This is a genomic window from Amycolatopsis sp. NPDC057786 (assembly GCF_042797905.1).
Taxonomy (GTDB): domain Bacteria; phylum Actinomycetota; class Actinomycetes; order Mycobacteriales; family Pseudonocardiaceae; genus Amycolatopsis.
Genome location: NZ_JBHVKW010000001.1, coordinates 194,566 through 219,750, shown reverse-complemented (window position 1 = coordinate 219,750; position 25,185 = coordinate 194,566). Strand labels below are relative to the sequence as shown.

General features: G+C 69.4%; 27 protein-coding genes. 20 read left to right on the top strand and 7 right to left on the bottom strand.

Translation table 11 applies throughout. From position 1 onward, the window contains the following. The first annotated feature begins 5 nt into the window (after window positions 1–5). From hemL to ACFVM3_RS01045, 7 genes are all read left to right on the top strand, one after another. The gene (gene hemL, locus ACFVM3_RS01075) at window positions 6–1,310 is read left to right on the top strand and encodes a glutamate-1-semialdehyde 2,1-aminomutase (RefSeq protein ID WP_378434393.1); all 1,305 of its coding nucleotides are present in this window, start codon (window positions 6–8) and stop codon (window positions 1,308–1,310) included. Further along, window positions 1,307–1,939: a histidine phosphatase family protein gene (locus ACFVM3_RS01070; protein ID WP_340684885.1), complete on the top strand. Its 633-nt coding sequence runs from the start codon at window positions 1,307–1,309 to the stop codon at window positions 1,937–1,939. Before hemL ends, ACFVM3_RS01070 begins: the two co-directional genes overlap by 4 nt. Beyond that, a complete protein-coding gene (locus ACFVM3_RS01065; protein ID WP_125678893.1) occupies window positions 1,936–2,517 on the top strand; it encodes a TlpA disulfide reductase family protein in 582 nt (193 codons plus the stop codon). Before ACFVM3_RS01070 ends, ACFVM3_RS01065 begins: the two co-directional genes overlap by 4 nt. 205 nt (window positions 2,518–2,722) lie before the next feature. Continuing rightward, complete coding sequence (locus ACFVM3_RS01060) at window positions 2,723–3,496, top strand: cytochrome c biogenesis CcdA family protein (protein WP_378434390.1); 774 nt, start codon at window positions 2,723–2,725, stop codon at window positions 3,494–3,496. 74 nt (window positions 3,497–3,570) lie between these two features. Continuing rightward, the gene (locus tag ACFVM3_RS01055; protein ID WP_378434592.1) at window positions 3,571–5,070 is read left to right on the top strand and encodes a cytochrome c biogenesis protein ResB; all 1,500 of its coding nucleotides are present in this window, start codon (window positions 3,571–3,573) and stop codon (window positions 5,068–5,070) included. A gap of 5 nt (window positions 5,071–5,075) precedes the next feature. Then, window positions 5,076–6,044 carry a c-type cytochrome biogenesis protein CcsB gene (gene ccsB / locus ACFVM3_RS01050; protein ID WP_378434388.1) on the top strand — a complete coding sequence of 323 codons (969 nt, stop codon included), beginning with the start codon at window positions 5,076–5,078 and terminating at the stop codon, window positions 6,042–6,044. Between the two features lie 79 nt (window positions 6,045–6,123). Beyond that, complete coding sequence (locus tag ACFVM3_RS01045; protein ID WP_378434386.1) at window positions 6,124–7,452, top strand: MinD/ParA family protein; 1,329 nt, start codon at window positions 6,124–6,126, stop codon at window positions 7,450–7,452. Window positions 7,453–7,461: 9 nt separating this feature from the next. Here ACFVM3_RS01045 and ACFVM3_RS01040 read toward each other — a convergent pair whose 3' ends face one another. Together ACFVM3_RS01040 and ACFVM3_RS01035 are read right to left on the bottom strand one after the other, a co-directional pair. After that, window positions 7,462–7,644 carry a hypothetical protein gene (locus tag ACFVM3_RS01040; protein WP_005151794.1) on the bottom strand — a complete coding sequence of 61 codons (183 nt, stop codon included), beginning with the start codon at window positions 7,642–7,644 and terminating at the stop codon, window positions 7,462–7,464. 149 nt (window positions 7,645–7,793) lie between these two features. Then, complete coding sequence (locus ACFVM3_RS01035; protein WP_378434384.1) at window positions 7,794–8,006, bottom strand: BldC family transcriptional regulator; 213 nt, start codon at window positions 8,004–8,006, stop codon at window positions 7,794–7,796. 249 nt (window positions 8,007–8,255) lie between these two features. Here ACFVM3_RS01035 and ACFVM3_RS01030 point away from each other — a divergent pair, with 249 nt between their 5' ends. The 3 genes from ACFVM3_RS01030 to ACFVM3_RS01020 are packed head-to-tail and all read left to right on the top strand — an operon-like array spanning window position 8,256 to window position 10,098. Next, window positions 8,256–8,729: an Lrp/AsnC family transcriptional regulator gene (locus ACFVM3_RS01030; RefSeq protein WP_199745570.1), complete on the top strand. Its 474-nt coding sequence runs from the start codon at window positions 8,256–8,258 to the stop codon at window positions 8,727–8,729. 11 nt (window positions 8,730–8,740) lie between these two features. Beyond that, the gene (locus tag ACFVM3_RS01025) at window positions 8,741–9,019 is read left to right on the top strand and encodes a DUF4229 domain-containing protein (RefSeq protein ID WP_007030895.1); all 279 of its coding nucleotides are present in this window, start codon (window positions 8,741–8,743) and stop codon (window positions 9,017–9,019) included. Further along, window positions 9,016–10,098, top strand: a complete 1,083-nt coding sequence (locus tag ACFVM3_RS01020; protein ID WP_378434382.1) for a PLP-dependent cysteine synthase family protein — start codon at window positions 9,016–9,018, stop codon at window positions 10,096–10,098. The genes ACFVM3_RS01025 and ACFVM3_RS01020 overlap by 4 nt, the downstream gene beginning before the upstream one ends. A 308-nt stretch (window positions 10,099–10,406) precedes the next feature. On the opposite strand, the gene ACFVM3_RS01015 is transcribed toward ACFVM3_RS01020, so the two are convergent. The 4 genes from ACFVM3_RS01015 to ACFVM3_RS01000 form a co-directional block, all read right to left on the bottom strand. Then, complete coding sequence (locus ACFVM3_RS01015; protein ID WP_378434380.1) at window positions 10,407–11,276, bottom strand: 1,4-dihydroxy-2-naphthoate polyprenyltransferase; 870 nt, start codon at window positions 11,274–11,276, stop codon at window positions 10,407–10,409. A gap of 42 nt (window positions 11,277–11,318) precedes the next feature. Further along, complete coding sequence (locus tag ACFVM3_RS01010; protein ID WP_167337758.1) at window positions 11,319–11,477, bottom strand: hypothetical protein; 159 nt, start codon at window positions 11,475–11,477, stop codon at window positions 11,319–11,321. 62 nt (window positions 11,478–11,539) lie between these two features. Beyond that, window positions 11,540–12,664, bottom strand: coding sequence for an o-succinylbenzoate--CoA ligase (gene menE, locus ACFVM3_RS01005; RefSeq protein WP_378434378.1), 1,125 nt, complete (start codon window positions 12,662–12,664; stop codon window positions 11,540–11,542). 51 nt (window positions 12,665–12,715) lie between these two features. Further along, complete coding sequence (locus ACFVM3_RS01000) at window positions 12,716–13,639, bottom strand: 1,4-dihydroxy-2-naphthoyl-CoA synthase (RefSeq protein WP_007030899.1); 924 nt, start codon at window positions 13,637–13,639, stop codon at window positions 12,716–12,718. A gap of 57 nt (window positions 13,640–13,696) precedes the next feature. Between ACFVM3_RS01000 and menD the strand changes: the two genes are divergently transcribed. The 3 genes from menD to ACFVM3_RS00985 all read left to right on the top strand — a co-directional run bounded on the left by menD (window position 13,697) and on the right by ACFVM3_RS00985 (window position 17,467). Further along, window positions 13,697–15,373: a 2-succinyl-5-enolpyruvyl-6-hydroxy-3-cyclohexene-1-carboxylic-acid synthase gene (menD, locus tag ACFVM3_RS00995; protein ID WP_378434376.1), complete on the top strand. Its 1,677-nt coding sequence runs from the start codon at window positions 13,697–13,699 to the stop codon at window positions 15,371–15,373. A 98-nt stretch (window positions 15,374–15,471) separates the two neighbouring features. Further along, window positions 15,472–16,992, top strand: coding sequence for a M1 family metallopeptidase (locus ACFVM3_RS00990; protein ID WP_378434374.1), 1,521 nt, complete (start codon window positions 15,472–15,474; stop codon window positions 16,990–16,992). Window positions 16,993–17,014: 22 nt separating this feature from the next. Then, window positions 17,015–17,467, top strand: a complete 453-nt coding sequence (locus ACFVM3_RS00985; protein WP_378434372.1) for a DUF3592 domain-containing protein — start codon at window positions 17,015–17,017, stop codon at window positions 17,465–17,467. Window positions 17,468–17,667: 200 nt separating this feature from the next. Here the strand turns inward: ACFVM3_RS00985 and ACFVM3_RS00980 are convergent, their stop codons facing one another. Then, on the bottom strand, window positions 17,668–18,498 hold the full coding sequence (locus ACFVM3_RS00980; RefSeq protein WP_378434370.1) for an inositol monophosphatase family protein: 831 nt from the start codon (window positions 18,496–18,498) through the stop codon (window positions 17,668–17,670). Window positions 18,499–18,657: 159 nt separating this feature from the next. On the opposite strand from ACFVM3_RS00980, the gene ACFVM3_RS00975 reads away from it, so the two are divergent. The 7 genes from ACFVM3_RS00975 to ACFVM3_RS00945 all read left to right on the top strand — a co-directional run bounded on the left by ACFVM3_RS00975 (window position 18,658) and on the right by ACFVM3_RS00945 (window position 25,185). Next, the gene (locus ACFVM3_RS00975; protein ID WP_378434368.1) at window positions 18,658–19,728 is read left to right on the top strand and encodes a glycosyltransferase family 4 protein; all 1,071 of its coding nucleotides are present in this window, start codon (window positions 18,658–18,660) and stop codon (window positions 19,726–19,728) included. A 1-nt stretch (window position 19,729) separates the two neighbouring features. Continuing rightward, window positions 19,730–20,833, top strand: coding sequence for a glycosyltransferase family 4 protein (locus ACFVM3_RS00970; protein ID WP_378434366.1), 1,104 nt, complete (start codon window positions 19,730–19,732; stop codon window positions 20,831–20,833). Between the two features lie 69 nt (window positions 20,834–20,902). Then, complete coding sequence (locus tag ACFVM3_RS00965; protein WP_378434364.1) at window positions 20,903–21,673, top strand: BTAD domain-containing putative transcriptional regulator; 771 nt, start codon at window positions 20,903–20,905, stop codon at window positions 21,671–21,673. 68 nt (window positions 21,674–21,741) lie between these two features. After that, on the top strand, window positions 21,742–22,446 hold the full coding sequence (locus ACFVM3_RS00960) for a demethylmenaquinone methyltransferase (protein ID WP_125678879.1): 705 nt from the start codon (window positions 21,742–21,744) through the stop codon (window positions 22,444–22,446). After that, window positions 22,443–23,729 carry a geranylgeranyl reductase family protein gene (locus tag ACFVM3_RS00955; RefSeq protein ID WP_378434362.1) on the top strand — a complete coding sequence of 429 codons (1,287 nt, stop codon included), beginning with the start codon at window positions 22,443–22,445 and terminating at the stop codon, window positions 23,727–23,729. Before ACFVM3_RS00960 ends, ACFVM3_RS00955 begins: the two co-directional genes overlap by 4 nt. Before the next feature lie 493 nt (window positions 23,730–24,222). Further along, window positions 24,223–24,630, top strand: coding sequence for an NADH-quinone oxidoreductase subunit A (locus ACFVM3_RS00950; RefSeq protein ID WP_192748015.1), 408 nt, complete (start codon window positions 24,223–24,225; stop codon window positions 24,628–24,630). A 6-nt stretch (window positions 24,631–24,636) separates the two neighbouring features. Then, window positions 24,637–25,185, top strand: coding sequence for an NADH-quinone oxidoreductase subunit B family protein (locus ACFVM3_RS00945; protein WP_005151847.1), 549 nt, complete (start codon window positions 24,637–24,639; stop codon window positions 25,183–25,185).

The following is a 25,185-nucleotide window of genomic DNA, read 5'->3' as shown; positions in this document are numbered from 1 at the left end:
GGGAAGTGACTACCGGAGTCGATCAGTCCAAGGCATGGTTCGAGCGAGCGAAGGCCGTGGTCCCGGGCGGGGTGAACTCCCCGGTGCGGGCCTTCAACTCCGTCGGCGGCACCCCGCGGTTCATGGTGCGCGGCGAGGGTCCGTACCTCTGGGACGCCGACGGCAACCGCTACGTCGATCTGGTCTCGTCGTGGGGCCCGATGATCCTCGGACACGCGCATCCGGACGTCGTCTCCGCCGCGCGCGAGGCCGCTGTCGACGGGCTGTCTTTCGGCACCCCGACGCGTGGCGAGGTCGAACTCGCCGAGGAGATCATCGGCCGCGTCGAGCCGGTGGAGCAGGTGCGCCTGGTCAACTCCGGCACCGAGGCGACGATGAGCGCGATCCGGCTGGCCAGGGGGTTCACCGGCCGGGCGAAGATCATCAAGTTCGCGGGCTGCTACCACGGTCATGTCGACGCGTTGCTCGCCGAAGCGGGCTCCGGCGTCGCGACCCTGGGCCTCCCGACGTCGCCCGGTGTCACCGGCGCGCAGGCGGCCGACACGATCGTCTTGCCCTACAACGACCTCGAGGCGGTCCGGAAGTCCTTTGTGGACAACCCGGACTCGATCGCCGCGATCATCACCGAAGCCGCCGCGGGCAACATGGGCGCCGTGGCGCCGGTCGACGGTTTCAACGCCGGCCTCAAGGAGATCGCGCGCGAGTACGGCGCGCTGCTGATCATGGACGAGGTGATGACCGGGTTCCGTGTCTCGAAGGCGGGCTGGTTCGGCCTCGAAGGCGTCGCCGGTGACCTGTACACCTTCGGCAAGGTGATGTCCGGTGGGCTTCCCGCCGCGGCCTTCGGCGGCCGCGCCGACGTGATGGCGAAGCTGGCCCCTGGCGGGCCGGTGTACCAGGCGGGGACGCTGTCGGGGAACCCCGTCGCCGTCGCCGCCGGGCTCGCGACGCTGCGCGCGGCCGGCGACGCCGTGTACGCGGCCCTCGACGCCAACGCGAAGCGGCTCGGCGACCTGTTCGACCGGTCGCTCACCGAGGCGGGTGTCACGCACACCGTGCAGTACGCGGGCAACCTGGTCAGCGTGTTCTTCAGCGAGAACCCGGTGACGAACTACCCGGGCGCGCAGGCCGCGGAGACCTGGCGGTTCCCGGCGTTCTTCCACGCGCTGCTGGACAACGGCGTGTACGCGCCGCCGAGCGCGTACGAGGCGTGGTTCGTCAACGCGGCCATGGGCGACGCCGAGTTCGAGATCATCGAGTCCGCGTTGCGGGTCGCCGCGCGCGCCGCCGCCGAGGCGGTCCAGGCGTGAGTGAGACGACGATCGTGCACCTGCTCCGCCACGGCGAGGTGCACAACCCGGACAAGATCCTTTACGGCCGCCTGCCCGGCTTCAAGCTTTCCGACCGCGGACAGCGCCAGGCGCTGACGGTCGCCGAAGCCGTCGCGAAGCACGACATCACGTACGTCGTCGCTTCGCCGCTTCAGCGCGCGCAGGAGACCGCGGCGCCGATCGCCGCCGCGCACCGCCTCGACGTCGACACCGACGATCGGCTCATCGAGGCGGACAACCAGTTCGAGGGCGAGCGTGTCGCCGTCGGCGATGGCGCCCTTCGCCAGCCGAAGCACTGGCCGAAGCTGGTCAACCCGTTCCGGCCGTCCTGGGGCGAGCCGTACGTCGAGATCGCGCACCGCATGCTCGGCGCGATCCACCGCGCGCGGCGGGCGGCCGAGGGCCACGAGGCGCTGTGCGTTTCGCACCAGCTGCCGATCTGGACCGTGCGGCGGTTCCTGGAGGCGAAGCGGCTCTGGCACGACCCGCGCAACCGGCAGTGCTCGCTCGCGTCGCTGACAAGCCTGGTCTTCGAGGGCGAAGAACTCGTGCGGATCGTCTACAGCGAGCCCGCCGGCACGACCGACCCGAAGGTGACCGGCGCATGAAGCGACTCGTGGCGGCCGTCGTCGGGCTCGCGCTCGTCGTCACCGGCTGCACCACCGGCAAGGACGCCGTCGTCACCGGCGGCTCGTTCAATTTCGTGTCGCCGGGCGGGAAGGTCGACATCACCTACGACGTCGCGGACCGCCAGCCGTCGCCGACGCTGTCCGGCGACGACCTGATGAACGAGGGCAAGCAGCTCTCGATCGCGGACTTCCCCGGCAAGGTCATCGTGCTGAACCTGTGGGGTCAGTGGTGCGGGCCGTGCCGCGTCGAGGCGCCGGAGATGCAGAAGGTCTACGACCAGACCAAGGCGTCCGGTGTCCAGGTGGTCGGCATCGACCTGCGGGACAACGACCGTGCGCCGGCGCAGGACTTCATGCGGGACCGGAAGCTGACGTACCCGTCGATCTACGACCCGTCGGGGCGGACGCTGCTGCAGCTTTCGGGTTATCCGCGCAACATCATCCCGTCGACGATCGTGCTGGACAAACAGCACCGCGTCGCCGCGGTGTTCCTGCGGGACCTGCTGGCGTCGGACCTGCTGCCCGTCGTCGAACGCCTGGCGGCCGAACCCGCCTGACCGCTGCGGGCACGGACTCGACGACCGAAGGCGCTGAAGGGGACTTTCACCGCATCTGACGCAGCGAAAGCGTCCTTCACCGCGTCCTATGCGGTGAAGGACGCTTTCAGCCCACCGGGACCAAGGTCCTGACCGGGTGCGACGTAGGTCCCGTTCGGCCAGCCCCGGCGTTTTCACCTCGACCACACTGCCTACGCTCCTTTGCGTGAATGGTGTTACCGAGCTGGCGCTCTCAGGTCCGCTGCTGTTCGCAGCGGGCGTGGCGCTGCTGGCCGGGACGATCTCCTTCGCGTCGCCGTGCGTCGTGCCACTGGTGCCCGGGTACCTGGCGTACCTGGCGGCGCTGGTCGGTGCGGACGCCCCGGCGGTCAGCCCCGACGAGGGGCGCAAGAAGGGCCGCTACGCCGTCGTCGGCGCGGCGGCGCTGTTCGTGCTCGGGTTCACCGTCGTCTTCGTGGTGACGCTGGGGACGCTGGTGTGGATCGCCGACGTCGTCCAGCTCAACATGGACCTCCTCCAGCGCCTCGGTGGCGTGCTGACGATCGCGATGGCGCTGGTGTTCCTCGGCTGGATCCCGGGGCTGCAGCGCGAGTTCCGCTCGCACCACGTCCCGCGCGGCGGACTCTGGGGCGCGCCCGTGCTCGGCGCGGTCTTCGGGCTCGGCTGGACGCCGTGCATCGGCCCGACGCTGTCGGCGGTCACCACCTTGGCCAGCGCCACCGGCGGCGCCGCCGCCCGCGGCTACCTGCTGATCCTGGTGTACTGCCTCGGCCTCGGCGTCCCGTTCCTCCTCATCGCGCTCGGCGCCCGCTGGGCCGTCCGCGCCACCGACTGGCTGCGCCGCCACGGCCGTCAGGTGCAGGTCTTCGGCGGTGTCCTGCTGATGATCGTCGGCATCCTGCTGGTGACCGGGCTGTGGGGCGACATGATCGGCTGGATCCGGAACACCCTCGTGAACGACCTCAGGCTGCCCTTGTGACCACTGAATACCGTCAGACGCCGCTCAAGCGCGTCTCCGCGTTCCTGCGCAACACCTGGCGTGGACTGACGTCGATGCGCACCGCGCTGGTGCTGCTGTTCCTGCTCGCGCTCGCCGCGATGCCCGGCGCGCTGCTGCCGCAGCGGAACCTCAACGTCGCCAAGACCGACGAGTACATCGCCGCGCACGGCTGGTGGGGAGAGCTGCTCGACCGCCTGCAGTTCTTCGAGGTCTACGGCAGCGTCTGGTTCTCGGCGATCTACATCCTGCTGATGGTCTCGCTCATCGGCTGCCTCGCGCCGCGCAGCTTCGAGTACGCGAAGGCGATGCGCGCGAAGCCGGTGCTCACGCCGCGCAAGCTTTCGCGGATGCCGCACCACGTGTCCACCACGACCGACCGGACCCCCGAGACGGTCTTGAAGGACACGCACACGCTGCTCAAGGGCTGGCGCCGTGTCGAGCGCGAAGAGGCCGACGGAAGCCGGAGCATCTCCGCCGAACGCGGGTACCTCCGCGAGACCGGCAACCTCGTCTTCCACTTCGGCATGCTCGGCCTGATCATCTTCTTCGCGCTGGGCAAGATGTTCGGCTACGAAGGCCAGGTCATCGTCCAGGCCGACGGCAGCCCGTGGTGCAACTCCGGGATCCTCGGCTACGACACCTTCAACGCCGGGCTGCGCGTCGACGGCACCGACCTCAACGCGTTCTGCATCCGCCTCAAGGACTTCGAGGCGCGCTACACCGAGAACGGGCAGGCGAACTACTACCACTCCAACATGGAGTACCAGTCCGGCGAAGACCTGAAGACCGGCGCGTGGAAACCGTACGGGCTCGAGGTCAACTCGCCGCTGCGCACCGCGGGAGACCGCGTGTACCTGCTGAACTTCGGCTACTCCCCGAAGTTCACCGTGACCTTCCCCGACGGCACGGTGCGCACCAACATCACCCCATGGCGTCCCGCCGACGAGCCGACGAAGCTCTCCGAAGGCGCGACGAAGATCGACCAGCCGGGGATCGCCGACCCGATCGAACGCCGCACCCGCCAGCTCGCCATCACCGGTCTGCTCGCGCCGACCGCGTTCCTGCACGGCAACGTGCTCACGTCTTCGCGGCCCGAGGCGAACAAGCCCGCCGTGGCCGTCGACATCTACCGCGGCGACCTCGGTCTCGACGCCGGCCGCGGCCAGTCGATCTTCCAGATCGACCAGTCGCTCGTCGAGGACGGCAGGCTCAAGAAGCTCACGCGGCAGAACCTCGACCAAGGCCAGGAGACCGTGCTGGACGACGGCACGAAGGTGCGCTTCGACGGCGTCCAGGAATGGGTCGCGATCCAGGTCTCGCACGATCCGGTGCAGGGCTGGGTGCTGGTCTGCGCGGTCGCGATGCTGATCGGGCTGGCGGGATCGCTGCTGGTCAAACGGCGCCGGGTGTGGGTCCGGGTGACCCCGGCGCGCGAAGGCGAGACGGGTACCGTGATCGAGGTCGCTGGGCTGGCGCGCACCGATCAGGCGGGCTACGGCGAAGAGTTCCAGCGGATCAGCGGCAAGCTGGTCCAGGGGCAGAGAGGCAACTAGAGGTCATGCCGATCAACGAGACGCTGTCCCAGTACAGCGACTACTCCTACACCACCGCGGCGGCGATCTACGTCCTCGCGCTGATGTTCGCCCTCATCGAGCAGGGCTTCGGCGCGAAGGGCCGTCTGGCGGCCGAGCGCAGCAAGCAGAAGGCGCGCGAGCTGGTCGGCGCGGGCGGTCCGCCTGCCTACGGGACACCCGTCGAGCCCTCGCGCGAGATCGGCCGCCCCGAGCGCATCGGCCGCATGGGCGCCGCGCTGCTGGTGCTGGCCGCGCTGCTCCACCTGGCCGCGATCGTGCTGCGCGGGTTCGCCGTGCACCGCGCGCCGTGGGGCAACCTCTACGAATACGGCATGGCCACGACCTTCATCGCGGTCGTGACCTGGATCGTCATCATGCGGAAGTTCCCGGTCCGCCACCTCACCGGCTTCCTGCTGCTGCCGGTCGTGATCCTGATGTTCGTCAACGGCACCATGCTGTACACGACGGCCGCGCCGGTGCAGCCCGCGCTCCAGTCGTACTGGCTGATCATCCACGTCTCCGCGGCGATCATCGGCTCCGGTGTCTTCCTGGTGCCGGGTGTCGCGAGCGTCCTTTACCTTTTCCGCGCCGCGCACGACGACAACCCGGCGAAGTTCGCCAAGTTCGGTCCGAAGCTGCCCGCGGCGGACGTGCTCGACCGCATCGCCTACCGCACCACCATCTTCGCCTTCCCGATCTTCACCTTCGGCGTGCTCTGCGGCGCGGTGTGGGCCGAGGCGGCGTGGGGCCGGTTCTGGGGCTGGGACCCCAAGGAGACCGTCGCCTTCGTGGCGTGGGTGGTCTACGCGGCGTACCTCCACTCCCGTGCCACCGCGGGCTGGCGCGGGAAGCGGGCCGCGATCATCAACATCGTCGGATTCTCCGCGACGATCTTCAACATGTTCTTCGTGAACCTGGTGACGTCGGGCCTGCACTCCTACGCCGGGGGCTGACCGCCGCCCCTGCGCGCGTGCCGACTACCGTCAATACTTGAGGTATGGGGGAAGACGTGCGCGGAGGAGGAATTCAGCGGTGACCGGACCCAGCGAAGAATCGGCTCCTGGCCACCCCGAACCGACCGAGAGCGGGCAGCCGTCGGAGTTGTTCTCCGAGGACCGGACGGATTCGGCGCCGCACCCGACGGCGAGCGGCTTCGAGGCCGAGCCGACCCAGGTCGTCCAGCCTCAGTATCCGCCGCAGCAGGCCCAGGCTCAGTACCCGCAGCAACAGCAGCCGCCGTTGCCGCAGCCGTCGCAGGGGCAGTACCAGCAGCCCTACGACCAGAACCTGCCCCCGCTGCACCCTCAGCAGCCCCAGCAGGCGCCGCCGCAGCAGGCCGCCCAGTACCCGCCCCAGCAGCAGTACGCGCCGCCACAGCAGCAGGCGGTGCCGGGGCTTCCGCAGCCGCAGGGCAGGCACGCGCTCCCGGACGAGCTCGCCACCGCGAGCCTGGTGAAGCCGCAGAAGCGCAAGCCGCAGTCGGGCTGGCGCAAGGCTCTTTACGTGGGCACCGGCAAGCTGGTCAACCCTGGCGAGAGCCCCAAGGACACGCGCAAGCGCGAGCTGATCGCGCAGATCAACCAGCCGCTGCGCGGGTGCTACAAGATCGCGATGCTGAGCCTCAAGGGCGGCGTCGGCAAGACCACCACGACGACCACGCTGGGCTCGACGTTCGCTTCGCTGCGCGGTGACCGGGTCGTCGCCGTCGACGCGAACCCGGACCGCGGGACGCTGTCGCAGAAGATCCCGATCGAGACCACCGCGACCGTCCGGCACCTGCTGCGGGACGCGGACAAGATCACCAGGTACAGCGACGTCCGTTCGTACACCTCCCAGGGCGGGAGCAGGCTGGAGATCCTCGCCAGCGAGCAGGACCCGGCGGTTTCCGAGGCCTTCTCCGAGGACGACTACCGGCGCACGGTCAACCTGCTGGAGCACTTCTACAACATCGTGCTCACGGACTGCGGGACCGGTTTGATGCACTCGGCGATGAAGGGCGTCCTGGACGTCGCGGACGCGCTGGTGGTGGTCTCTTCAGGCTCCGTCGACGGGGCGCGCAGCGCTTCGGCCACACTCGACTGGCTGGAGGCTCACGGCTACGGTGACCTGGTCAAACGGTCCGTCGCGGTGATCAACTCGGTGCGGCCGAAGGGTGGCTCCGTCGATCTCGACAAGCTCTCCGCGCACTTCGGCGCGCGTGTCCGTTCGGTGTGCCGGATCCCGTTCGATCCGCATCTGGAAGAGGGCGCCGAGATCGAGCTGGACCGGCTCGACGCGGACACCAGGCTGGCGTTGCTGGAACTGGCGGCCACCGTCGCCGACGGTTTCGGTGGCCAGCAGTACCAGCCGATCCAGCCCTAGTCCCGCTCTTTACTCTTTGTCCTCGTCTTTACCTTTGCGCTGCTGCTCACCGAGCTTGCGCAGGAAGTCGGGGTCGTCGTCGGGGGCCAGCGTCGGTCGCGACGAGGGCACCCCGACGCGCTCGATCCCGAACGCGCGCCACAACACGACGGCGACGGTGAGCGCTCCGATGGCCGCGAGCAGATAGATCATGCTCGGTCCCTTTCCGCGTGGAGGACGTTGTTCGGTCCCACGAGGCTAGCCCCTTTGCCGGGCGCGGGGGGACTCATGGATACCCCAATGTGACGAAGGGCGGTTACAAGCCCTTCGTCACTGGAGTCCTTTTTGCGGGAAATGCCTGCTCAGGCCTTGCGAGCGGGCTCGCTGGCGTCGGTGGTGAGCTCGGCGAGGAGTTCGTTCACCTCGGCCTCGCGGAACCGGCGGTGCCCGCCGGGAGTGCGGATCGAGCCGATCCTGCCCGCGGTCGCCCAGCGGGTCACGGTCTTGGGGTCGACCCGGAACAGAGCCGCCACTTCGCCGGGGGTGAGCAACCTGCCGCCCATGGTCGCGGTCATTTTCCGCCTCCTTCACGGTTCCAGTGCTAAACCGGAGGCGGGCCCTGTGCCCGTCGTGCCGGGTAGCCAACACGGCAATCGTTGCATCTCACCCGTCAGGTACTCGAACGGTTGTCCAACAGTAAAGAGCCCTTAAAGGTCAAAACCGACAACCGCGACATGCGGCCTCCGGCCCCCGCGGTCTTGTCACGGATGTATGAAAACGCGCCCTGATCACGCGAATCGGGCCGTGGCACCTAAGGTGTAGCGGTGGACCAGGTGGATCGGAAGATCATCGCGGCATTACGGGAGAACGGGCGGGCTACCTACGCCGACCTCGGCCGGTCTGTCGGGCTCTCGGCTTCATCAGTGCACGAACGGGTCGGCAAACTCGAGGCCGCCGGCGTGATCACCGGCTACCACGCCATGGTCGACCCGAACACGGTCGGACTCGGGGTGACGGCGCTCGTCGGCATCCACCCCACCGACACCGCGACCGAGGACGACGTCGCGGAGGCGCTCGGGGCCCTGGACGAGGTCGAAAGCTGTTACGCCGTCGCCGGCGACGAAGCCTTCGTCGTCAAGGTGCGGGTGGCGACCGTCGACGATCTGGAGCGGACCCTCGGCAGGCTGCGGCGGATCCCCGGTGTCGGCCGCACGAATACCACCGTCGTGCTCTCCACCCGCTTCGAAGGACGGCCCAACAACGCGGGCCTGGACGACGGCCGCAACGGCAACGCGTAGCCTGCGTTGGTGTGAGCGATAATCACCTGCCCCGTGACCTGACGCTGTACGTGCTGGCCAGGTTTCTCCTGGTCGGGGTCATCGCAGGCGGCTTGCTGCTGGTCAATGTCCCGCTGCTGGTCGCGTTGCTGATCGGCCTGGTCGTCGGGCTGCCGCTGGGCCTGCTGCTGTTCCGCCCGCTGAACGCGCGCGTGACCGCCGGGCTCGCCCGCCGCAACGAAAAGCGCGCTCGCGCCCGTGCCGAACTGCGCTCGCAGCTGCGCGGCGACCGGGTGGACGGCGCAGCGTGAGCCTCCTGCAGAGCCGGAGCTGGGTCCGCGAAGCCGTCCGCATCATCGAGGCCGACGCGAACCGCAGCGCGGACACGCACCTCCACGTCTTCCCGCTGCCCCCGGAATGGGGCGTGGACCTGTACCTGAAGGACGAGTCCGTCCACCCGACCGGCTCGCTCAAGCACCGGCTCGCGCGTTCGCTGTTCCTGTACGGCCTGGTGAACGGCCAGATCGGGCCGGACACCGTGCTCGTCGAGGCGTCCAGCGGCTCGACGGCGGTTTCGGAGGCGTACTTCGCGCGGATGCTCGGGTTGCGGTTCATCACCGTGGTGCCGCGCAGCACGTCGCCGGAGAAGATCGCGCTCATCGAGTTCTACGGCGGCGAATGCCACTACGTCGACCGCGCGCCGGACATGTACCCGGAGGCCGAACGGCTCGCTTCGGAGTGCAACGGCCACTACCTCGACCAGTTCACCTACGCGGAGCGTGCGACGGACTGGCGCGGGAACAACAACATCGCCGAATCGGTGTACGCGCAGATGCAGTCCGAGCGGCACCCCGTGCCGACGTGGATCGTCGTCGGCGCCGGGACCGGCGGCACGAGCGCGACCTTCGGCCGCTACGTGCGCTACAAGCGGCACACCACGAAGATCGCCGTCGTCGACCCGGAGAACTCGTCGTTCTTCGGCGCCTGGCAGACCGGGGCGCTCGACTACAGCACCGGCATGCCTTCGCGGATCGAGGGGATCGGACGGCCGCGTGTCGAGCCGTCGTTCGTGCCCGGCGTGATCGACGAGATGTTCCAGGTGCCCGACGCCGCTTCGCTGGCGGCCATCCGCGTGCTGCGCGAGCGGACCGGGCACTGGGCAGGCGGCTCGACCGGGACGAACCTCTTCGGCGCGTTCACGCTGATCTCCCGGATGGTCTCGGAAGGCCAGGCGGGCAGCATCGTCACGCTCCTGTGCGACGGCGGGGAGCGGTACGCCAACACGTACTACGACGACGCGTGGCTGGCGCAGAAGAACATCGACATCGCGCCTTACCTGGAGAAGTTCCGGGAGTTCCTGGTGAGCGGGAAGCTCGCCCCGGAGGCCTGAGGCTCCCGTCCGGCCGCAACGTCCGGCTGGGCGGCCTACCTCAGGTTCGCCGGATCACCAAAAGAGCAAGGGACCTTTGCTATCGCCTGGGCCGCATTTAGTGGTCGCCCAGAAGCCGGAGTACTACAGGCAGTGGTCTTAAGCGAAATACTCAAGTGATGAATGGTGCGTTCATCCCCCGAGCGACGTTCGGGGCTTCCGTGAGCCAGCGCTAGCGTGACCGGCCCTTTCGCACCCACTGTGTGGATTTCGGGTCATCCAACGCCCCAAAATCCACACGGTCCCGCATCAAAGGTCTGGTGACGGCCTCACAGCGCCAGCGCCACCGCGGTCAGCACCGCCCACCCCAGCATCGCGAACCCGGTGTCCCGCAGTGCCGGGATCAGCGCCCGCCCCTGCGCCCCGCCGCCGACGGCCTTGACGGACTTCAGCAGCAGCGGCGCGGTCAGCAGGCCCAGCAGTGCCCACGGCGTCACGAAGGCGAGCAGCACGCTCACGACGTACGGGACGGCGACCAGCGTCAGGTAAAGGCGACGGATGCCGCCGTCGCCGAGCCGGGTGGCGAGGGTGCGCTTGCCGGACTCGATGTCGGTCGGGATGTCACGGAGGTTGTTGGCGGTCAGCACACCGGTCGAGAACGAGCCGACGGCGACCGCGCAGCCGAGCGCGGTCCAGCTGAGCTGTCCGGCTTGGACGTACACGGTGCCGAGCACACCGGCCAGCCCGAAGAAGACGAAGACCGCGATCTCGCCGAAACCGTAGTAGCCGTAAGGCTTCTTGCCGCCGGTGTAGAACCAGGCGCCGAGGATGCAGACCGCGCCCATCGCCAGCAGCCACCACAGCCCGCTGATCGCGACGAGCACGAGCCCGAGGATGCCGGCGAGCCCGAGGGCCACGAGAGCGGCCGTCAGGACGGCCTTCGGCTTCGCGACTCCGGAGCCGACCAGCCGTAGCGGGCCGACGCGGTTCTCGTCGGTGCCGCGGATGCCGTCGGAGTAGTCGTTGGCGTAGTTGACGCCGACGATCAGCGCCAGCGAGACGAGCAGCGCGAGAATCGAGCGGGTCCAGGAGAAGCCGTCGAGCGCGATCGCCGCGCCGACTCCGGCGACCACCGGCGCCACCGCGTTCGGCAGCGTCCGCGGGCGCGCCCCTTCGATCCATTCACCAGCAGTCGCCATGCCGCCATTCTGGCCCTGGCCACTACCGGCCGGTATGCGGGTCTACTTGAGGTCGTCGATCGCGTCTTCCAGGGTCCAGGTGAGCGTGCCGCTGTTCGGAACGGCGGTCTCCGGTTCGTCCGCCAGCGCGGGACCGGCCAAAGCGACCAGTCCCATCGTGACGGCGGTGCAGGCCAATACGGTGCGTGTCCAGCGCGTCATAGGTAGACGTAAACCCGCGGGTAATGATCATGTCAACAACGTCCCGGTAATCGGTGGGGAATTCACGACCTTCGTAGGAGATTCCTGACGGCCGTCCTGTCGACCTTGCCGGGGCCTCGCAACGGCAGCTCTTCGGCGAATTCGACCCGTTTCGGAGCGGCGGCCGCGCCTGCCTCTTCACGGCACGCGGCACGCAGCGAATCGACGTCGCAACCAGCGCCGACGACGAGCGCGACGACGGCTTCGCCCCACTCGGGGTCAGGTACTCCCACCACGCACGCGTCCCGGATTCCGGGCTGCGCGGTCAAGATCCGCTCGACGGTCGCGGCGGCCACCTTCACCCCGCCGGTGTTGATCATGTCGTCGATCCGCCCGAGGATCTCCAGCCGCCCGTCGGCCGACCACCGGCCGCGGTCGGAAGTGCGGAACCGGCCGTCCTCGAAGGCCTCCGCGGTCAGGTCGGGTCGCAGCCGGTAGCCGTGCGCGAGCACGTCACCCGTGATACAGACCCGCTCGTCCTCGAGTTCGACGCGTACTCCGTCCAGCGGTACACCGTCGTAGACGCAGCCGCTCGCGGTCTCGCTCATGCCGTACGCGGGCACGATCTTCACGCCCGCTTCGGCGGCGCGCTCGCGCAGATCCGCCGTCGTCGCCGCGGCGCCGACGATGATCGCGTCGAAAGCGCGGGCCGCCGCCAGACCGGGGCCACCCGCGTCGAGCAGCCGCCCGAGCTGGGTCGGCACGAGCGCGGTGTAGCGCGGGCCGTCCAGGGACAGCAGCGGCGCGGCGGCTTCGGCGAAGTCGTCCGGCCGGAAACCGGAGGCGTGCAGCACGGACGGCGTCGTCCCGGCCAGCAGCGAACGCACCAGCACCTGGAGCCCGCCGATGTAGTGCGCCGGGGTCGCGAGCAACCAGTGACCCGGTCCGCCGAGCCGTGCGTGGGTGGCGTGAGCCGACGCGGTGAGCGCCGACACCGACAGCAGCACGCCTTTCGGCTCGCCGGTGGAGCCGGAGGTGGCGATGATCACCGCCGTCCCGGGCTCGGCCGGGCGCGCCGGCTCCATCGCGTCCCGCAGGGGCTCCGACGAGTAGGGGAGGACGGCGGGGCCACCGTCGAGCGCCTCGGCCAAGGCCGCGGTCAGCTCGACGATCGACCCTGGACTCCCGTCCACCCCTACCGCACGCATCGCTCCACCCTACGTCCGCCCGCGGATCGCGTTTAGCCCGCTAAACGCAGGTCAGTAGTAGTACGGGAAGGCCGACCAGTCGGGGGAGCGCTTCTCCAGGAAGGAGTCGCGGCCTTCGACGGCCTCGTCCTGCATGTACGCCAGCCGGGTGGTTTCGCCGGCGAAGAGCTGCTGGCCGACCAGACCGTCGTCGGTGAGGTTGAACGCGTACTTCAGCATCCGCTGCGCCGTCGGGGACTTGCCGTTGATCGCCCACGCCCAGTCCAGCGCCTCGGCCTCGAGCTTCGCGTGCGGGACGGCGGAATTGACCGCGCCCATCGCCTGCATCTGCTCGGCCGTGTACTCGCGGCCGAGGAAGAAGATCTCCCGCGCGAACTTCTGCCCGACCTGCTTGGCAAGGTACGCCGAGCCGTAGCCACCGTCGAAGGAGCCGACGTCGGCGTCGGTCTGCTTGAACCGCGCGTGCTCGGCCGAGGCGAGCGTGAGGTCGCACACCACGTGCAGCGAGTGCCCGCCGCCGGCGGCCCACCCCGGGACGACCGCGATGACCACCTTCGGCATGAACCTGATCAGCCGCTGGACCTCGAGGATGTGCAGCCGTCCGGCCCTGGCCGGATCGATCGTGTCGGAGGTCTCCCCGTCCGCGTACTGATACCCGGAGCGTCCGCGAATACGCTGGTCACCACCGGAGCAGAACGCCCAGCCGCCGTCCTTCGGCGATGGGCCGTTGCCGGTGAGCAGGACGCAGCCGACGTCCGAGCTCATCCGCGCGTGGTCGAGCGCGCGGTACAGCTCGTCGACGGTGTGCGGGCGGAAGGCGTTGCGGACCTCGGGACGGTCGAACGCGACACGTACGACACGTTTGCCTGAGCGGCTCTCAGAGGAGCGGTGATAGGTGATGTCGGTGAAGTCGAAACCTTCGACTTCCGTCCACAAGGCGGGGTCGAACAGCTCGGAAACCTGGGCGTCATCCACGTTTGGGAGAATAGGACGTGTGGCCGTGAGTCGTAGTGTGAAACCCGAGGTCTGCCGGTGAACCCTTCCACCGCGCAGGCCAGGGTCATCGTCGACGAACTCGTCCGCAACACCGTCTCGCACGTCGTCCTCTGCCCGGGCTCACGCAACGCCCCGCTGTCGATCGCGCTGTACGACGCGGCGGCCGCCGGACGGCTCCAGCTGCACGTCCGCATCGACGAACGCGGCGCCGCCTTCCTCGCCCTCGGCATCGCCGCGCGCACCGGCCGCCCGGTGGCGGTGCTGTGCACCTCGGGCACCGCGGCCGCGAACTTCCACCCCGCCGTGCTGGAGGCCGACCGTGCCGGGGTCCCGCTGATCGTGCTGACCGCCGACCGGCCGCCCGAGATGCGGGCCGCGGGCGCGAGCCAGGTCATCGACCAGCACCAGCTCTACGGCAACGCCGTCCGCTACTTCGACGAGCTCGCCGTCGCCGAACGCCGCGCCGGGCAGAACTCGTACTGGCGTGGCCAGATCTGCCGCGCCTGGAACGCCGCTTACGGCGAATGGCGCTGCGGGCCGGTGCACCTGAACATCCCGTTCCGGGAGCCGCTCGTGCCGGACATCGATGATGACGGCGAGTGGTACGAGTCACTCGAAGGTCGTCCCGACGGCGCTCGCTGGACGGAGCTTCCCGACTTCGGCGCGCTTCCCTCGTTCGTGGTGCCCTCGGCGCGCCACGGTCTGGTGATCGCGTGCGACACCGGCGTGCAGGCGGCCAGCGAATGGGCCGAGCTGCACGGCTGGCCGGTCGTCTCCGAGACCGGCGGCATCGGGATGGCGGGCGCGACGGCGATCTCGTCGGGCGCGTGGCTGCTCGGCGTCGAGGAGTTCATCTCGCGGCACAAACCCGAACAGGTCCTGTGCATCGGGCGCCCGACGGTGTTCCGGCAGGTCCAGCGGGTGCTGTCCGATCCGGACGTCGAGGTGCTGCTGGTCCGGCCCGATTCGGACTGGCCCGCGCCCGCGCACAACGTCCGCCAGGTCGGCCAGTGGTTCGACGAGCCGACCAAACCGGCCGATCCGGAGTGGTTGGCGAGCTGGCAGCGCGCGGACAAGGCGGCGGCGGGGGCGGTCACCGAAGCGCTGGCCGACGAGCCGTGGCCGAGCGGGCTGCGCTTGGCGACCGAGCTGGTCGACGCGGTCCCGGAGGGGTCGCTGCTGGTCGTCGGCTCGTCCAACCCGACCCGTGACGTCGCCCTCGCCGGACGGCTGCGGCCCGACGTCCTCGTGCACCGCAACCGCGGCGTCGCCGGGATCGACGGCATGGTGTCGACCGCGATCGGCGCCGCGACCGTCCACAGGGGACATTCGTACGCCCTGCTCGGCGATCTCACGTTCCTGCACGACGCGAGCGGCCTGCTGACCGGGCCCGCCGAACAGCGTCCCGACCTGACGATCGTGGTGCTCAACGACGACGGCGGCGGCATCTTCTCCCTGCTGGAACAGGGCGCGCCCGAGCACAACGCCAGCTTCGAGCGGGTCTTCGGCACGCCGCACGGCGCCGACCTCGGTGCTCTGTGCGCCGGTTACCGCGTGCCGCACGTCGTCGCCGAGACGCTCACGGAGTTCCGTGCGGCGCTGAAGCCCGCGCCGGGGCTGCGGGTGGTGGAGGTCCGCGTGGACCGAACGCGCCACCGCGAGCTGCACGCGCGCCTCCGTACGGCGGTGTCGTCGGCCGTGCGGGCTGTCTAGCGGAATTCCAGAAGCTAGGAACCCCTCCTTCGGACGTGTCTCCGCGCTGATCGGCTGGCTACGTTCGAGCGCGCTGACAAATCCTGGGAGGATTCGCAATGCGCTTGAAGACTCGCGCCGGCTTCGCCGGATTGACCGCGGGCGTCGTCTCGGTGCTGCTCGTGGGCACCGCGGCCGCCGCACCCGCGCCCGGCTCGATCGGCATCGGCGACCCGTACTACCCGCATGCCGGGAACGGCGGCTACGACGTCGGTCACTACGACCTCCGGCTGACCTACCAGCCCGCGACCGACCTGCTGTCCGGCGCCACGACGATCCTGCTCACCGCGACGCAGGACCTCTCGGCGTTCAACCTCGACTTCGGGCTGAAGGTGTCGAGCGTCCGGGTCAACAACCGGCCCGCGAAGTTCGCGACGTCGACCGACGGCACCGGTGAGCTGACCGTCACGCCTGCCTCGCCGCTGAAGAAGGGCCAGACGGCGACCGTCGTCGTCGCCTACGCGGACACGCCGTCGAAGGTGAAGATCGACGGCTTCACCGCCTGGAAGAAGACCCCGGACGGCGCGCTGGCCGTCGACGAGCCGCAGAGCGCGGCCTGGTGGTTCCCGTCCAACGACCACCCGACCGACCTGGCCACCTACGACGTCTCGGTCGAGGTCCCGAACGACGTCGCCGCGTTGTCGAACGGCACGCTCGTGCGCAAGACGGTGCAGCGGCCCGGCTGGACGCGCTGGAACTGGCGCAGCACCAAACCGCAGGCGACGTACCTCACGTCGCTGGAGGTCGGCAAGTTCGAGGTCAACCAGCAGACCACGCCGGACGGCCAGCCGTTCATCACCGCCTACGGCGCCGATCTCGGCGAATCGCTCGGCGCGGCCAAGGCCAGCATCGAGCGGACGCCGGAGATCACCGAATTCCTCGCCTCGAAGTTCGGGCCCTACCCGTTCGAGGCGCAGGGCGGCGTCGTCACCACCGGCATCACCTTCGCGCTGGAGAACCAGACGCGGCCGGTCTACGGCGCCAGGGCCTTCCGGTCCGGCTCCAACACGTCGATTGTCGCGCACGAGCAGGCGCACCAATGGTTCGGCAACAGCGTCACGCTCGGCAAGTGGAGCGAGATCTGGCTGAACGAGGGCTTCGCCTCCTACGGCGAATTCCTGTGGTCGGAGGAGGCAGGCGAGGGCACGGCCGACGAACTCGCCCAGTACATCTACGACTCGGTGCCGGCCGAGGACCCGTTCTGGCAGGTCCTGCCCGCCGACCCTGGCGCGGACAACCAGTTCGACGCGGCCGTCTACGACCGTGGGGCGCTCGCGGTGCACGCGTTGCGCAAGGCTGTGGGCGACGACACGTTCTTCCGGATCCTTCAGACCTGGCAGCAGGTGAAGAAGGCCAAGTCGGCGGTGATCCCGGAGTTCATCGCGCTGGCGGAGAGGATCTCGGGCAAGCCGCTGTACGACCTGTTCCAGACGTGGCTGTACACCAAGGGCAAGCCCGCCGTGGGCCCGAACGGTGTGCCCGCCGCGGCTCAGCGGTCCGCTGTGGCGCCTGTCGCACCGAAGTCGTACCCGCAGATCAAGGCGACCCACGAATTCCTCGCCGAGCGACACGCCCACTGACGGGTAGCGCTACGCTCGCGGCGTGACGGCCAAAACGGAGCGGGTGAGGCGCATCGGGTGGTATGCCGCCCTCGTTGTCGCCTCACTCGTCACCGTGCTCGGTGTCTCGCTGCTGTTCGCCGCCATCCGGAACGACAGCGCGATCGAAGCGCAGCTCGGGCAGGCGACGGCGCAGGTCGAGTCGGTGGCCTTCGACCGCACGATCATCAACTACGCGACCCCCGACGGCATCATGCACAGCCCGGCCAACGGTGTGCTCTACCCGGCCGGGCTGGCCGCCGGGCAGCTGGTGAACATCGAGTACGACGTCGGCGACCCGGAACTCGCGCGGGTGGCCGGTCGCTCGGCGGCGAACACGCTGCTGCCGCTGGGCAGCATGATCTTCTTCACCTGGCTGATCGCCGGCCCGCTGCTGTGGTGGATCCGGCGGCAGCGCCTGGCTTACCGGCGCTCGCTCGCCGAGTCGTCCGTCTGATCACACGAGTTACGCCCCCAATCACGCGAATCTCGCGCCCAATCACGTGAGTTCCGTGCTCAGTCGCGCGAGCTTGCCGTGCGGAACCGGCGAACACGTGTGATCAGACGGACGACTCGCGTGATCGGAAGGCGAACTCGCGTGATCAGGGGCGTAACTCGCGTGCTTGGAGGCGTAACTCGCGTGATCAGAGGCGTAACTCAGCCGACCGACTCCTGCCACCAGCCCAAGACCTCGTCGGCCACCCCCGGCGCCGCGACCAAGAGCGCGTCGACAGGCAGGGCCGCGCCCTCCCCGTGCCGGTCCAGGACCACGGCCCCCGCCTCGATGGCCAGCGCGACCGATCCGGCGACGTCCCATTCGCGGTAGCTGTGCAGCACCGCCGCGGCCGCGTGCCCCAGCGCGACCTGCGCGATCGCCAGCGCCGCCGAGCCGAGCACCCGGACCCCGGCGTGCGCGGCGGCGGCCCGTTCGATGAACTGGCCCATCCCCGGCCAGACACCCTTGCGCGTGAGTTCCGTGCAGACGATCGCCCCGGCGATCCCGCACCGGTCGGTGAGCGTGATCGGTTTGCCGTTCGCCCGCGCGCCCCTGCCGCGCGCGGCGGCGTAGATCTGGGCGCGGTACGGGTCCGCGACCACACCCACCACCGGTCCCGAAGCGTCGATCAGCGCGAGGCTGTACGCGCACCAGGGGACACCGGCGACGTAGTTCGCGGTGCCGTCGACCGGGTCGACGACCCAGCGGTATTCCGCGACGTCGGCTCCGTGGTCGGCACCGAATTCACCGCCGACGACGGGGATGCCGGGGAATTCCGCGGTCAGCACGCGGCGGGTGTGGCGTTCGAGGATGCGGTCGGTGTCGGTGACCCAATCGAAGGGCGAGTCCTTCGGATCGGGTTGGGCGCCCCGGCCCGCGGTCGCGGTGATCACGTCGGTCGCGTCGTTGGCCAGCCGACCGGCCACTTCGAGGGCCCTCGACACCAGCCCCGGCTCGACGGGCTGAGGCGGCCTTGAGGACAGGAGGGTCATGCCTGACTAGTGTGGCCGAGCCTGGTTTACGGAACACGACCTTGAGATGACATGTCGTCTGTTCCGTTTTTGTTGGCGTGGGTGTCACAACCGGATGCGACAGTGATCCGCGTGCGAGTCGCGATAGTCACCGAAAGTTTCCTGCCCCAGGTGAACGGCGTGACCAACTCCGTCCTCCGCGTCGTGGAACACCTCCGCGACCGCGCGCACGACGTGCTGATCATCGCCCCGGGACCGGGTCCCGTGGAGTACCTCGGCGCCCCGGTCGTGCGCATTCCCGCCCTCGACTTCCCCGGTGTGAACTCCCTCCCGGTCGGCGTGCCGACCAGGACGGTGCTCACCGCGCTGGCCGACTTCGGCCCGGACGTGGTGCATCTGGCGTCGCCGTTCGTGGTCGGCGCCCGCGGGCTCGCCGCGGCCCGGCGGCTGCGGGTGCCGTGTGTCGCGGTGTACCAGACCGACATCGCCGGATTCGCCGCCGCGTACGGCTTCGGCATCGCCGCCCGCGCGGCCTGGCGCTGGGTACGCCGCCTGCACTCGCGGGCCGACCGCACGCTCGCGCCGTCGACGGACTCGGTGGAACAGCTGAAACTGCACGGGATTCCGCGGGTGCACCGCTGGGCGCGCGGCGTCGACATCGAGCGGTTCTCGCCGGTCCACGCCGACCCCTTGTTGCGGGCCGAGCTCGCGCCGAACGGTGAGCTGCTGGTCGGCTTCGTCGGCAGGCTCGCGCCCGAGAAGGAGGTCGAGCGGCTGACCGCGCTCGCCGGGGTCGACGGGATCCGCGTGGTCGTCGTCGGTGACGGGCCGGAGCTGCCGATGCTGCGCGAACGGATCCCGGGGGCGGCGTTCCTCGGCGCCCGGTACGGCGAAGAGCTCTCCGCCGCGTACGCGAGCCTCGACGTGTTCGTCCACACAGGACCGCACGAGACGTTCTGCCAGGCGATCCAGGAGGCGATGGCGTCCGGGCTGCCGGTGCTGGCGCCGGACGCGGGCGGCCCGAAGGATCTGGTCCTGCCCGGCCGTACGGGGTACCTGCTGCCCGCGGACCGGGCCGGGTTCGCGACGGCGCTGGTGGACAAGGTGAACGACCTGCGCGACGAAGCGCTGCGCGCCAGGCTGGGGGAGAAGGCGCGCAAGGTCGTCCTCGGACGGACCTGGCCCGCGGTCTGCCACGAACTGGTCGGCCACTACGAGGCCGTCCAGGGCAAAGTCGCGCGCGCGGCCTGAAATGCACATCGTCCAGCTGGCCAACTTCTACGGACCACGCTCGGGCGGGCTGCGCACGGCCCTGCACCACCTCGGCGCCGGATATGTGGCGAGCGGCCATCAAGTGACCCTCGTGGTGCCTGGGCGGCGCTACGCGGACGAGACGCTCCCCTCGGGAGTCCGCCGGTTTTCCCTTCCGGCACCCCAGATCCCGGGCACCGGCGGCTATCGCGCGGTCGATCCGCACCGGGTGCGCGCGGTGCTGAAACGCCTGGAACCGGACAGGCTCGAAGTGTCCGACAGGCTCACCCTGCGCGGCATGGGGGTCTGGGCGCGACGCAATGGCGTGCCCAGCATGGTGATCTCGCACGAGCGGCTCGACAGGCTGCTGGAGCAGTTTCTGATGCCGGAGCCCGTCGCGCGGCGCGTCGCGGACGTCGCGAACCGGCGGATGGCGCGGCGCTACGACACCGTCGTCTGCACGACGGCGTTCGCCCGCGCGGAATTCGACCGGATCGCGGCGCCGAACGTGCGCCGGGTGCCGCTCGGCGTCGACCTCACCACGTTCACCCCGGCCCGGCGTGACGACGGCTGGCGGCACACGCTGACCGGGAACGCCGACGCCCTGCTTGTCCACTGTGGACGCCTGTCACCGGAGAAGCACGTCGAGCGCAGCGTGGACACCGTCGCCGAGCTGACCGAGGCGGGGCACCGCGTGCGGCTGGTGATCGCCGGCGACGGCCCTCGGCGGCGTGCGCTGGAGCGGCGGGCGCGCGGGCTTCCGGTGACCTTCCTCGGCTTCCTGTCCGGACGCGGTGACGTCGCGCGGCTGCTGGCCAGTGCCGACGTTTCCCTCGCCCCCGGTCCACACGAGACGTTCGGGCTGGCCGCGCTGGAGGCGCTCGCTTCTGGGACGCCGGTGGTGGTCTCGGCGTCGTCGGCGCTGCGAGAGATCGTGCGACCCGGCTGCGGCGAGGCCGTCGACGATCTCGCCCCGGCGTTCGCGGGCGCCGTCACCGGTCTCCTGGAGCGCCCTGAGGACGCGCGGCGGGCGGCGGCGCGGGCTCGGGCGGAGGAATTCGCCTGGCCGAGAGCGGTACAGGGAATGCTCTCCGCACTCAAGTGATCACTTTGTATCTTCTTTGTACAACCGGCATTCATCGTCCCCTCACGCCATCGAGCGAGAGGACGGCACGTGAGGTTCGAAGTACTGGGAACGTTCAGCATCTCCACCGGTTCGCGGTCGGTCCCGCTGCACGGCCGGATGAGAAGGACGCTCCTCGGCGTGCTGCTGGTCCGCGCGAACACCTTCGTGCCGGTGAACGTGCTCACCGAGGCCCTGTGGGAAAGCAAGTGGGAGCCGCGCGCGGTGCCGAAACTGCACTGGCATGTCCACAAGCTGCGCCAGGCCCTGCCCGAAGGCGACCGGCTCGGCTTCGACAACGGCGGCTACCGGCTGGAGGTCCACCCCGGCGAACTCGACGTCGAGACCTTCGAGACGCTGGCGAGCCAGGCGCTCAAGTCCGCGGACCCCGCGCAGCGCGCCTCCCTGATCCGGCAGGCCCTCACGCACTGGCACGGCGCGCCCTACGAGGGCCTCGACGTCCCGTTGCTTTCGGACGAGACGATGCGTCTCTCGGAGCACCGGCTGGTCCTGCTCGAAGAGCTCTACCAGGCCGAACTGGACCTCGGGCGGCACGCGAGCGCGGCCGTCGAGCTGGCGGATCTGGTGCGGCGGAACCCGTTGCGGCAGCGTGCCCAGTACCTCCTGATGGACGCTCTTTGGCGAGCCGGGCGCACGTCCGACGCGCTGGCGGCGTACCGGCGTGCGCGCCGGGTCTCGGTCGATCAGCTCGGCCTCGAACCGGGGCCGGAACTGCGGTTGCTGGAGCGGAGGATCCTCGCCGGCGAGGTCGCGGGGGCCGGTGCGCACCGTGCCCCGGCGTTGCTTCACCGGGCCAGATGAACCTACGGGGCGTCGCTTTGCTCCCGCTTGGCCGCGATCCCTCAGGGTGAGCGAAGTAGTGTGCGGGTATGTCCCGAGCGAGTCTTGACAAGGATCCGCACGAAGTCGCCGCCATGTTCGACGACGTCGCGGACGGCTACGACCGCGCGAATTCGTTCATGACCTTCGGCTTCGACCGCCGCTGGCGCACCATCACCGGCCGGGTGCTGGACGCCAAACGCGGCGAGAAGGTGCTGGACCTCGCGGCGGGCACCGGCGTGTCCACCGTCGAGTACGCGCGCAACGGCGCGTGGTGTCTCGCGGCGGACTTCTCGGTCGGCATGCTCAAGGCGGGCAAGCACCGCGGCGTCCCGATGGTGGCCGCCGACGCGATGAAGCTGCCGTTCGCCGACGAGAGCTTCGACGCGGTGACCATCTCGCTCGCGCTGCGGAACTTCGTCGACACCAAGGCCGCGCTCACCGAGATCGCGCGCGTGGTGAAGCCGGGCGGCCGTTTGGTGATCTGCGAGGTGTCGACGCCCACATTCCCGCCGATCCGGTTCCTGCACCGGAAGTTCATCGCGAAGCTGCTCACCTGGGTCGGCGCCAGGACCTCGTCGAACCCCGAGGCCTACTCCTACCTGGCCGAATCCATGCTGGCCTGGCCGGATCAGCGGACGCTGGGCGAGATCATCGCGAGCGCCGGGTGGACCGAGGTGGAGTGGCTGAACCTCACGTTCGGCGTCGTCGCCATCCACCGCGCGAAGAAGCCCTCCGTAAACTCGCGGCCATGACACGTCGCAACCCTGACCACGACGCCGAGGTCATCGTCGTCGGTGCCGGACCGGCCGGCTCCACCGCCGCCACGTACCTCGCCCGCGCGGGCGTCGACGTGCTGCTGCTGGAGAAGACCGAGTTCCCGCGCGAGAAGGTGTGCGGCGACGGTCTGACCCCGCGCGGCGTGAAGCAGCTCATCGACCTGGGGATCGACACCAGCGAGGACGCCGGCTGGGTGCACAGCCGGGGCCTGCGGATCCTCACCGGCGAGCTCACGCTGGAGCTCGACTGGCCGGACCTGACCAGCTACCCGCCGTACGGCGTTTCGCGAACCCGTCAGGACTTCGACGACCTGCTGGCGAAGACCGCGGTCAAGGCGGGCGCGCGGCTCTACGAGCGCACCACCGTCACCGGCGCCATCACCAGCCCGACCGGTCGCGTGATCGGCGTCGAGGCGAAGGTCGGCCCGGAGAAGACGCCGGTGAGCTACCGCGCTCCGCTGGTCCTGGCGTGCGACGGAGTCTCCGCGCGGCTCGCGCTGAGCGTCGGCATCCAGAAGAACGAGAAGCGCCCGATGGGTGTCGCGGTGCGGCAGTACTACAAGAGCCCGCGCCACGACGACCCGTTCATCGAGGGCCACCTGGAGCTGTGGGACCGCTCGGACCCGCGCGACCCGAAGCTGCTGCCCGGCTACGGCTGGGCGTTCCCGCTCGGCGACGGAACGGTGAACGTCGGACTCGGCATGCTGTCGACGTCGGCCGCGTTCCGCAGCACCGACTACCGCGCGCTGCTGCGCCAGTGGCTCGACGGAACGCCCGAGGAATGGGGCTACCGCGAGGAGAACGCCATCGGCAAGGTCGGCGGCGCCGGTCTCCCGATGGGCTTCAACCGCACCCCGCACTACCGCGACGGACTGTTGCTGCTCGGCGACGCGGGCGGCATGGTCAGCCCGTTCAACGGCGAGGGCATCTCGGCCGCGATGGAGTCCGCGCAGCTGGCGTCGGAGTTCGTCGTGCAGGCGCTGGCGCGCCGCGAAGGCCCTTCGCGCGAGCGGGCGCTGGAGGGCTACCCGCGCGCCGTCGCGGAGCTGATGGGCGGCTACTACCGGCTCGGCAACGTGTTCGCGAAGCTGATCGGGAAGCCGAAGGTCATGCACGCCGCGACGAAGTACGGACTGCGCATCAACTCGATCCTTCCGTTGGTGTACAAGGGACTTTCGGGCTGCTACGACGCCAAGGGCGGGGACGGCGTCGACCGTCTGATCGCCGCTCTGGCCCGCGCCACCCCCTCTCCGCGCTGACGCTGGGCTGAAAGGGCCCTTCACCGCATCTCACGCGGTGAAGGGCCCTTTCGTCGCGTCTGACGCGGGAAACCCCACACGTCTGGACCAGTCACGGGTACTCCGGGCAGTGGTATCGGTCACAGGACAAATGTGGTCAAAGGGACCCCTGAAGCCGATCTTGGGAACGACGTCGCAGGTCATCGGTACCGCACGCCGGAAGAAACCGTACTGGCCGTGCGGTCAAGTTAGGGCAGCCTTATAGCACGGGGCCTAGGGACAAGAATGTGAGTCACGTCCTACACTCGCCCCATGCTTTGTGAATCGCTTCACATCCTCGACGGGAGGCTTGTGAACTATTTCACAAGCAAGGGGGCCGTCATGCACGGCCCGTAAGGGTTGCCTTACCCCCGGCGGTGTGACCCAGGTGACTTAGGGTGCCGACCGAGGGAAGCGGTGAACCCCGACTCGAAAACCGCAGCGGCGCGGAAAGGATGGCGAAAACCCCGTGCTGATGTTGCCCGTGCTGACCCAGGCGAGCACCCCCTCGGTGCCCAACCTGGACATGTACCTCCCCCTGGTCCTCTTGTTCGTCCTCGCTCTCGCGTTCGCGGTGCTTTCGGTGCTGCTCGGCCCGCTCGTCGGCCCGAGCCGGGCCAACAAGGCGAAGCTCGCGGCCTACGAATGCGGTATCGAACCGTCGCCGCAGCCGGTCGTCGGCGGCGGCCGGATGCCGGTCGCGTACTACATCACCGCGATGCTGTTCATCCTGTTCGACATCGAGATGGTCTTCCTCTACCCGTTCGCGGTCTCCGCGGACGCGCTGGGCATGTTCGGCCTGGTGGAGATCGTGCTGTTCATCGCGACGGTCGGTTTCGCGTACGCCTACGTCTGGCGTCGCGGCGGCCTGGATTGGAACTAGAGAAGCATGGGCCTCGAAGAAAAACTCCCCAACGGCATCCTGCTCGCCAGCCTTGAAGGCCTGGTCAACTGGGCGCGCAAGAACTCGATGTGGCCCGCCACCTTCGGTCTCGCCTGCTGCGCGATCGAGATGATGACCGTCGGCGGTTCCCGCTACGACATCGCGCGTTTCGGCATGGAGCGCTTCAGCGCGACGCCGCGCCAGGCGGATCTGATGATCGTCGCCGGCCGCGTCACGCAGAAGATGGCGCCGGTGCTCCGCCAGATCTACGACCAGATGGCCGAGCCCAAGTGGGTGCTGGCGATGGGCGTCTGCGCCTCTTCCGGCGGGATGTTCAACAACTACGCCGTGGTGCAGGGCGTCGACCACATCGTCCCGGTCGACATGTACCTCCCCGGCTGCCCGCCGCGCCCCGAAATGCTGCTCGACGCGATCCTGAAGCTGCACGCCAAGATCCAGGACGAGCCGATCAACGCCCGCCGGGCCGCGATCCGCGCGGCCAGCGGTGAGCGCACCGAGCTGATCGCCTCCTCGATCAAGTACGCGAAGAAGTGA

Coding starts and splice junctions, on each gene's coding strand:
- ccsB (WP_378434388.1), top strand. CDS start 5,076: ATGCCGATCAACGAGACGCTGTCCCAGTACAGCGACTACTCCTACACC.
- ACFVM3_RS00970 (WP_378434366.1), top strand. CDS start 19,730: ATGCACATCGTCCAGCTGGCCAACTTCTACGGACCACGCTCGGGCGGG.
- ACFVM3_RS00950 (WP_192748015.1), top strand. CDS start 24,223: ATGTTGCCCGTGCTGACCCAGGCGAGCACCCCCTCGGTGCCCAACCTG.
- ACFVM3_RS00945 (WP_005151847.1), top strand. CDS start 24,637: ATGGGCCTCGAAGAAAAACTCCCCAACGGCATCCTGCTCGCCAGCCTT.
- ACFVM3_RS00990 (WP_378434374.1), top strand. CDS start 15,472: ATGCGCTTGAAGACTCGCGCCGGCTTCGCCGGATTGACCGCGGGCGTC.
- ACFVM3_RS00955 (WP_378434362.1), top strand. CDS start 22,443: ATGACACGTCGCAACCCTGACCACGACGCCGAGGTCATCGTCGTCGGT.
- ACFVM3_RS00960 (WP_125678879.1), top strand. CDS start 21,742: ATGTCCCGAGCGAGTCTTGACAAGGATCCGCACGAAGTCGCCGCCATG.
- ACFVM3_RS01065 (WP_125678893.1), top strand. CDS start 1,936: ATGAAGCGACTCGTGGCGGCCGTCGTCGGGCTCGCGCTCGTCGTCACC.
- ACFVM3_RS00980 (WP_378434370.1), bottom strand. CDS start 18,498: ATGACCCTCCTGTCCTCAAGGCCGCCTCAGCCCGTCGAGCCGGGGCTG.
- ACFVM3_RS01055 (WP_378434592.1), top strand. CDS start 3,571: ATGCGCACCGCGCTGGTGCTGCTGTTCCTGCTCGCGCTCGCCGCGATG.
- ACFVM3_RS01035 (WP_378434384.1), bottom strand. CDS start 8,006: ATGACCGCGACCATGGGCGGCAGGTTGCTCACCCCCGGCGAAGTGGCG.
- ACFVM3_RS01040 (WP_005151794.1), bottom strand. CDS start 7,644: ATGATCTATCTGCTCGCGGCCATCGGAGCGCTCACCGTCGCCGTCGTG.
- ACFVM3_RS01010 (WP_167337758.1), bottom strand. CDS start 11,477: ATGACGCGCTGGACACGCACCGTATTGGCCTGCACCGCCGTCACGATG.
- menE (WP_378434378.1), bottom strand. CDS start 12,664: ATGCGTGCGGTAGGGGTGGACGGGAGTCCAGGGTCGATCGTCGAGCTG.
- ACFVM3_RS01015 (WP_378434380.1), bottom strand. CDS start 11,276: ATGGCGACTGCTGGTGAATGGATCGAAGGGGCGCGCCCGCGGACGCTG.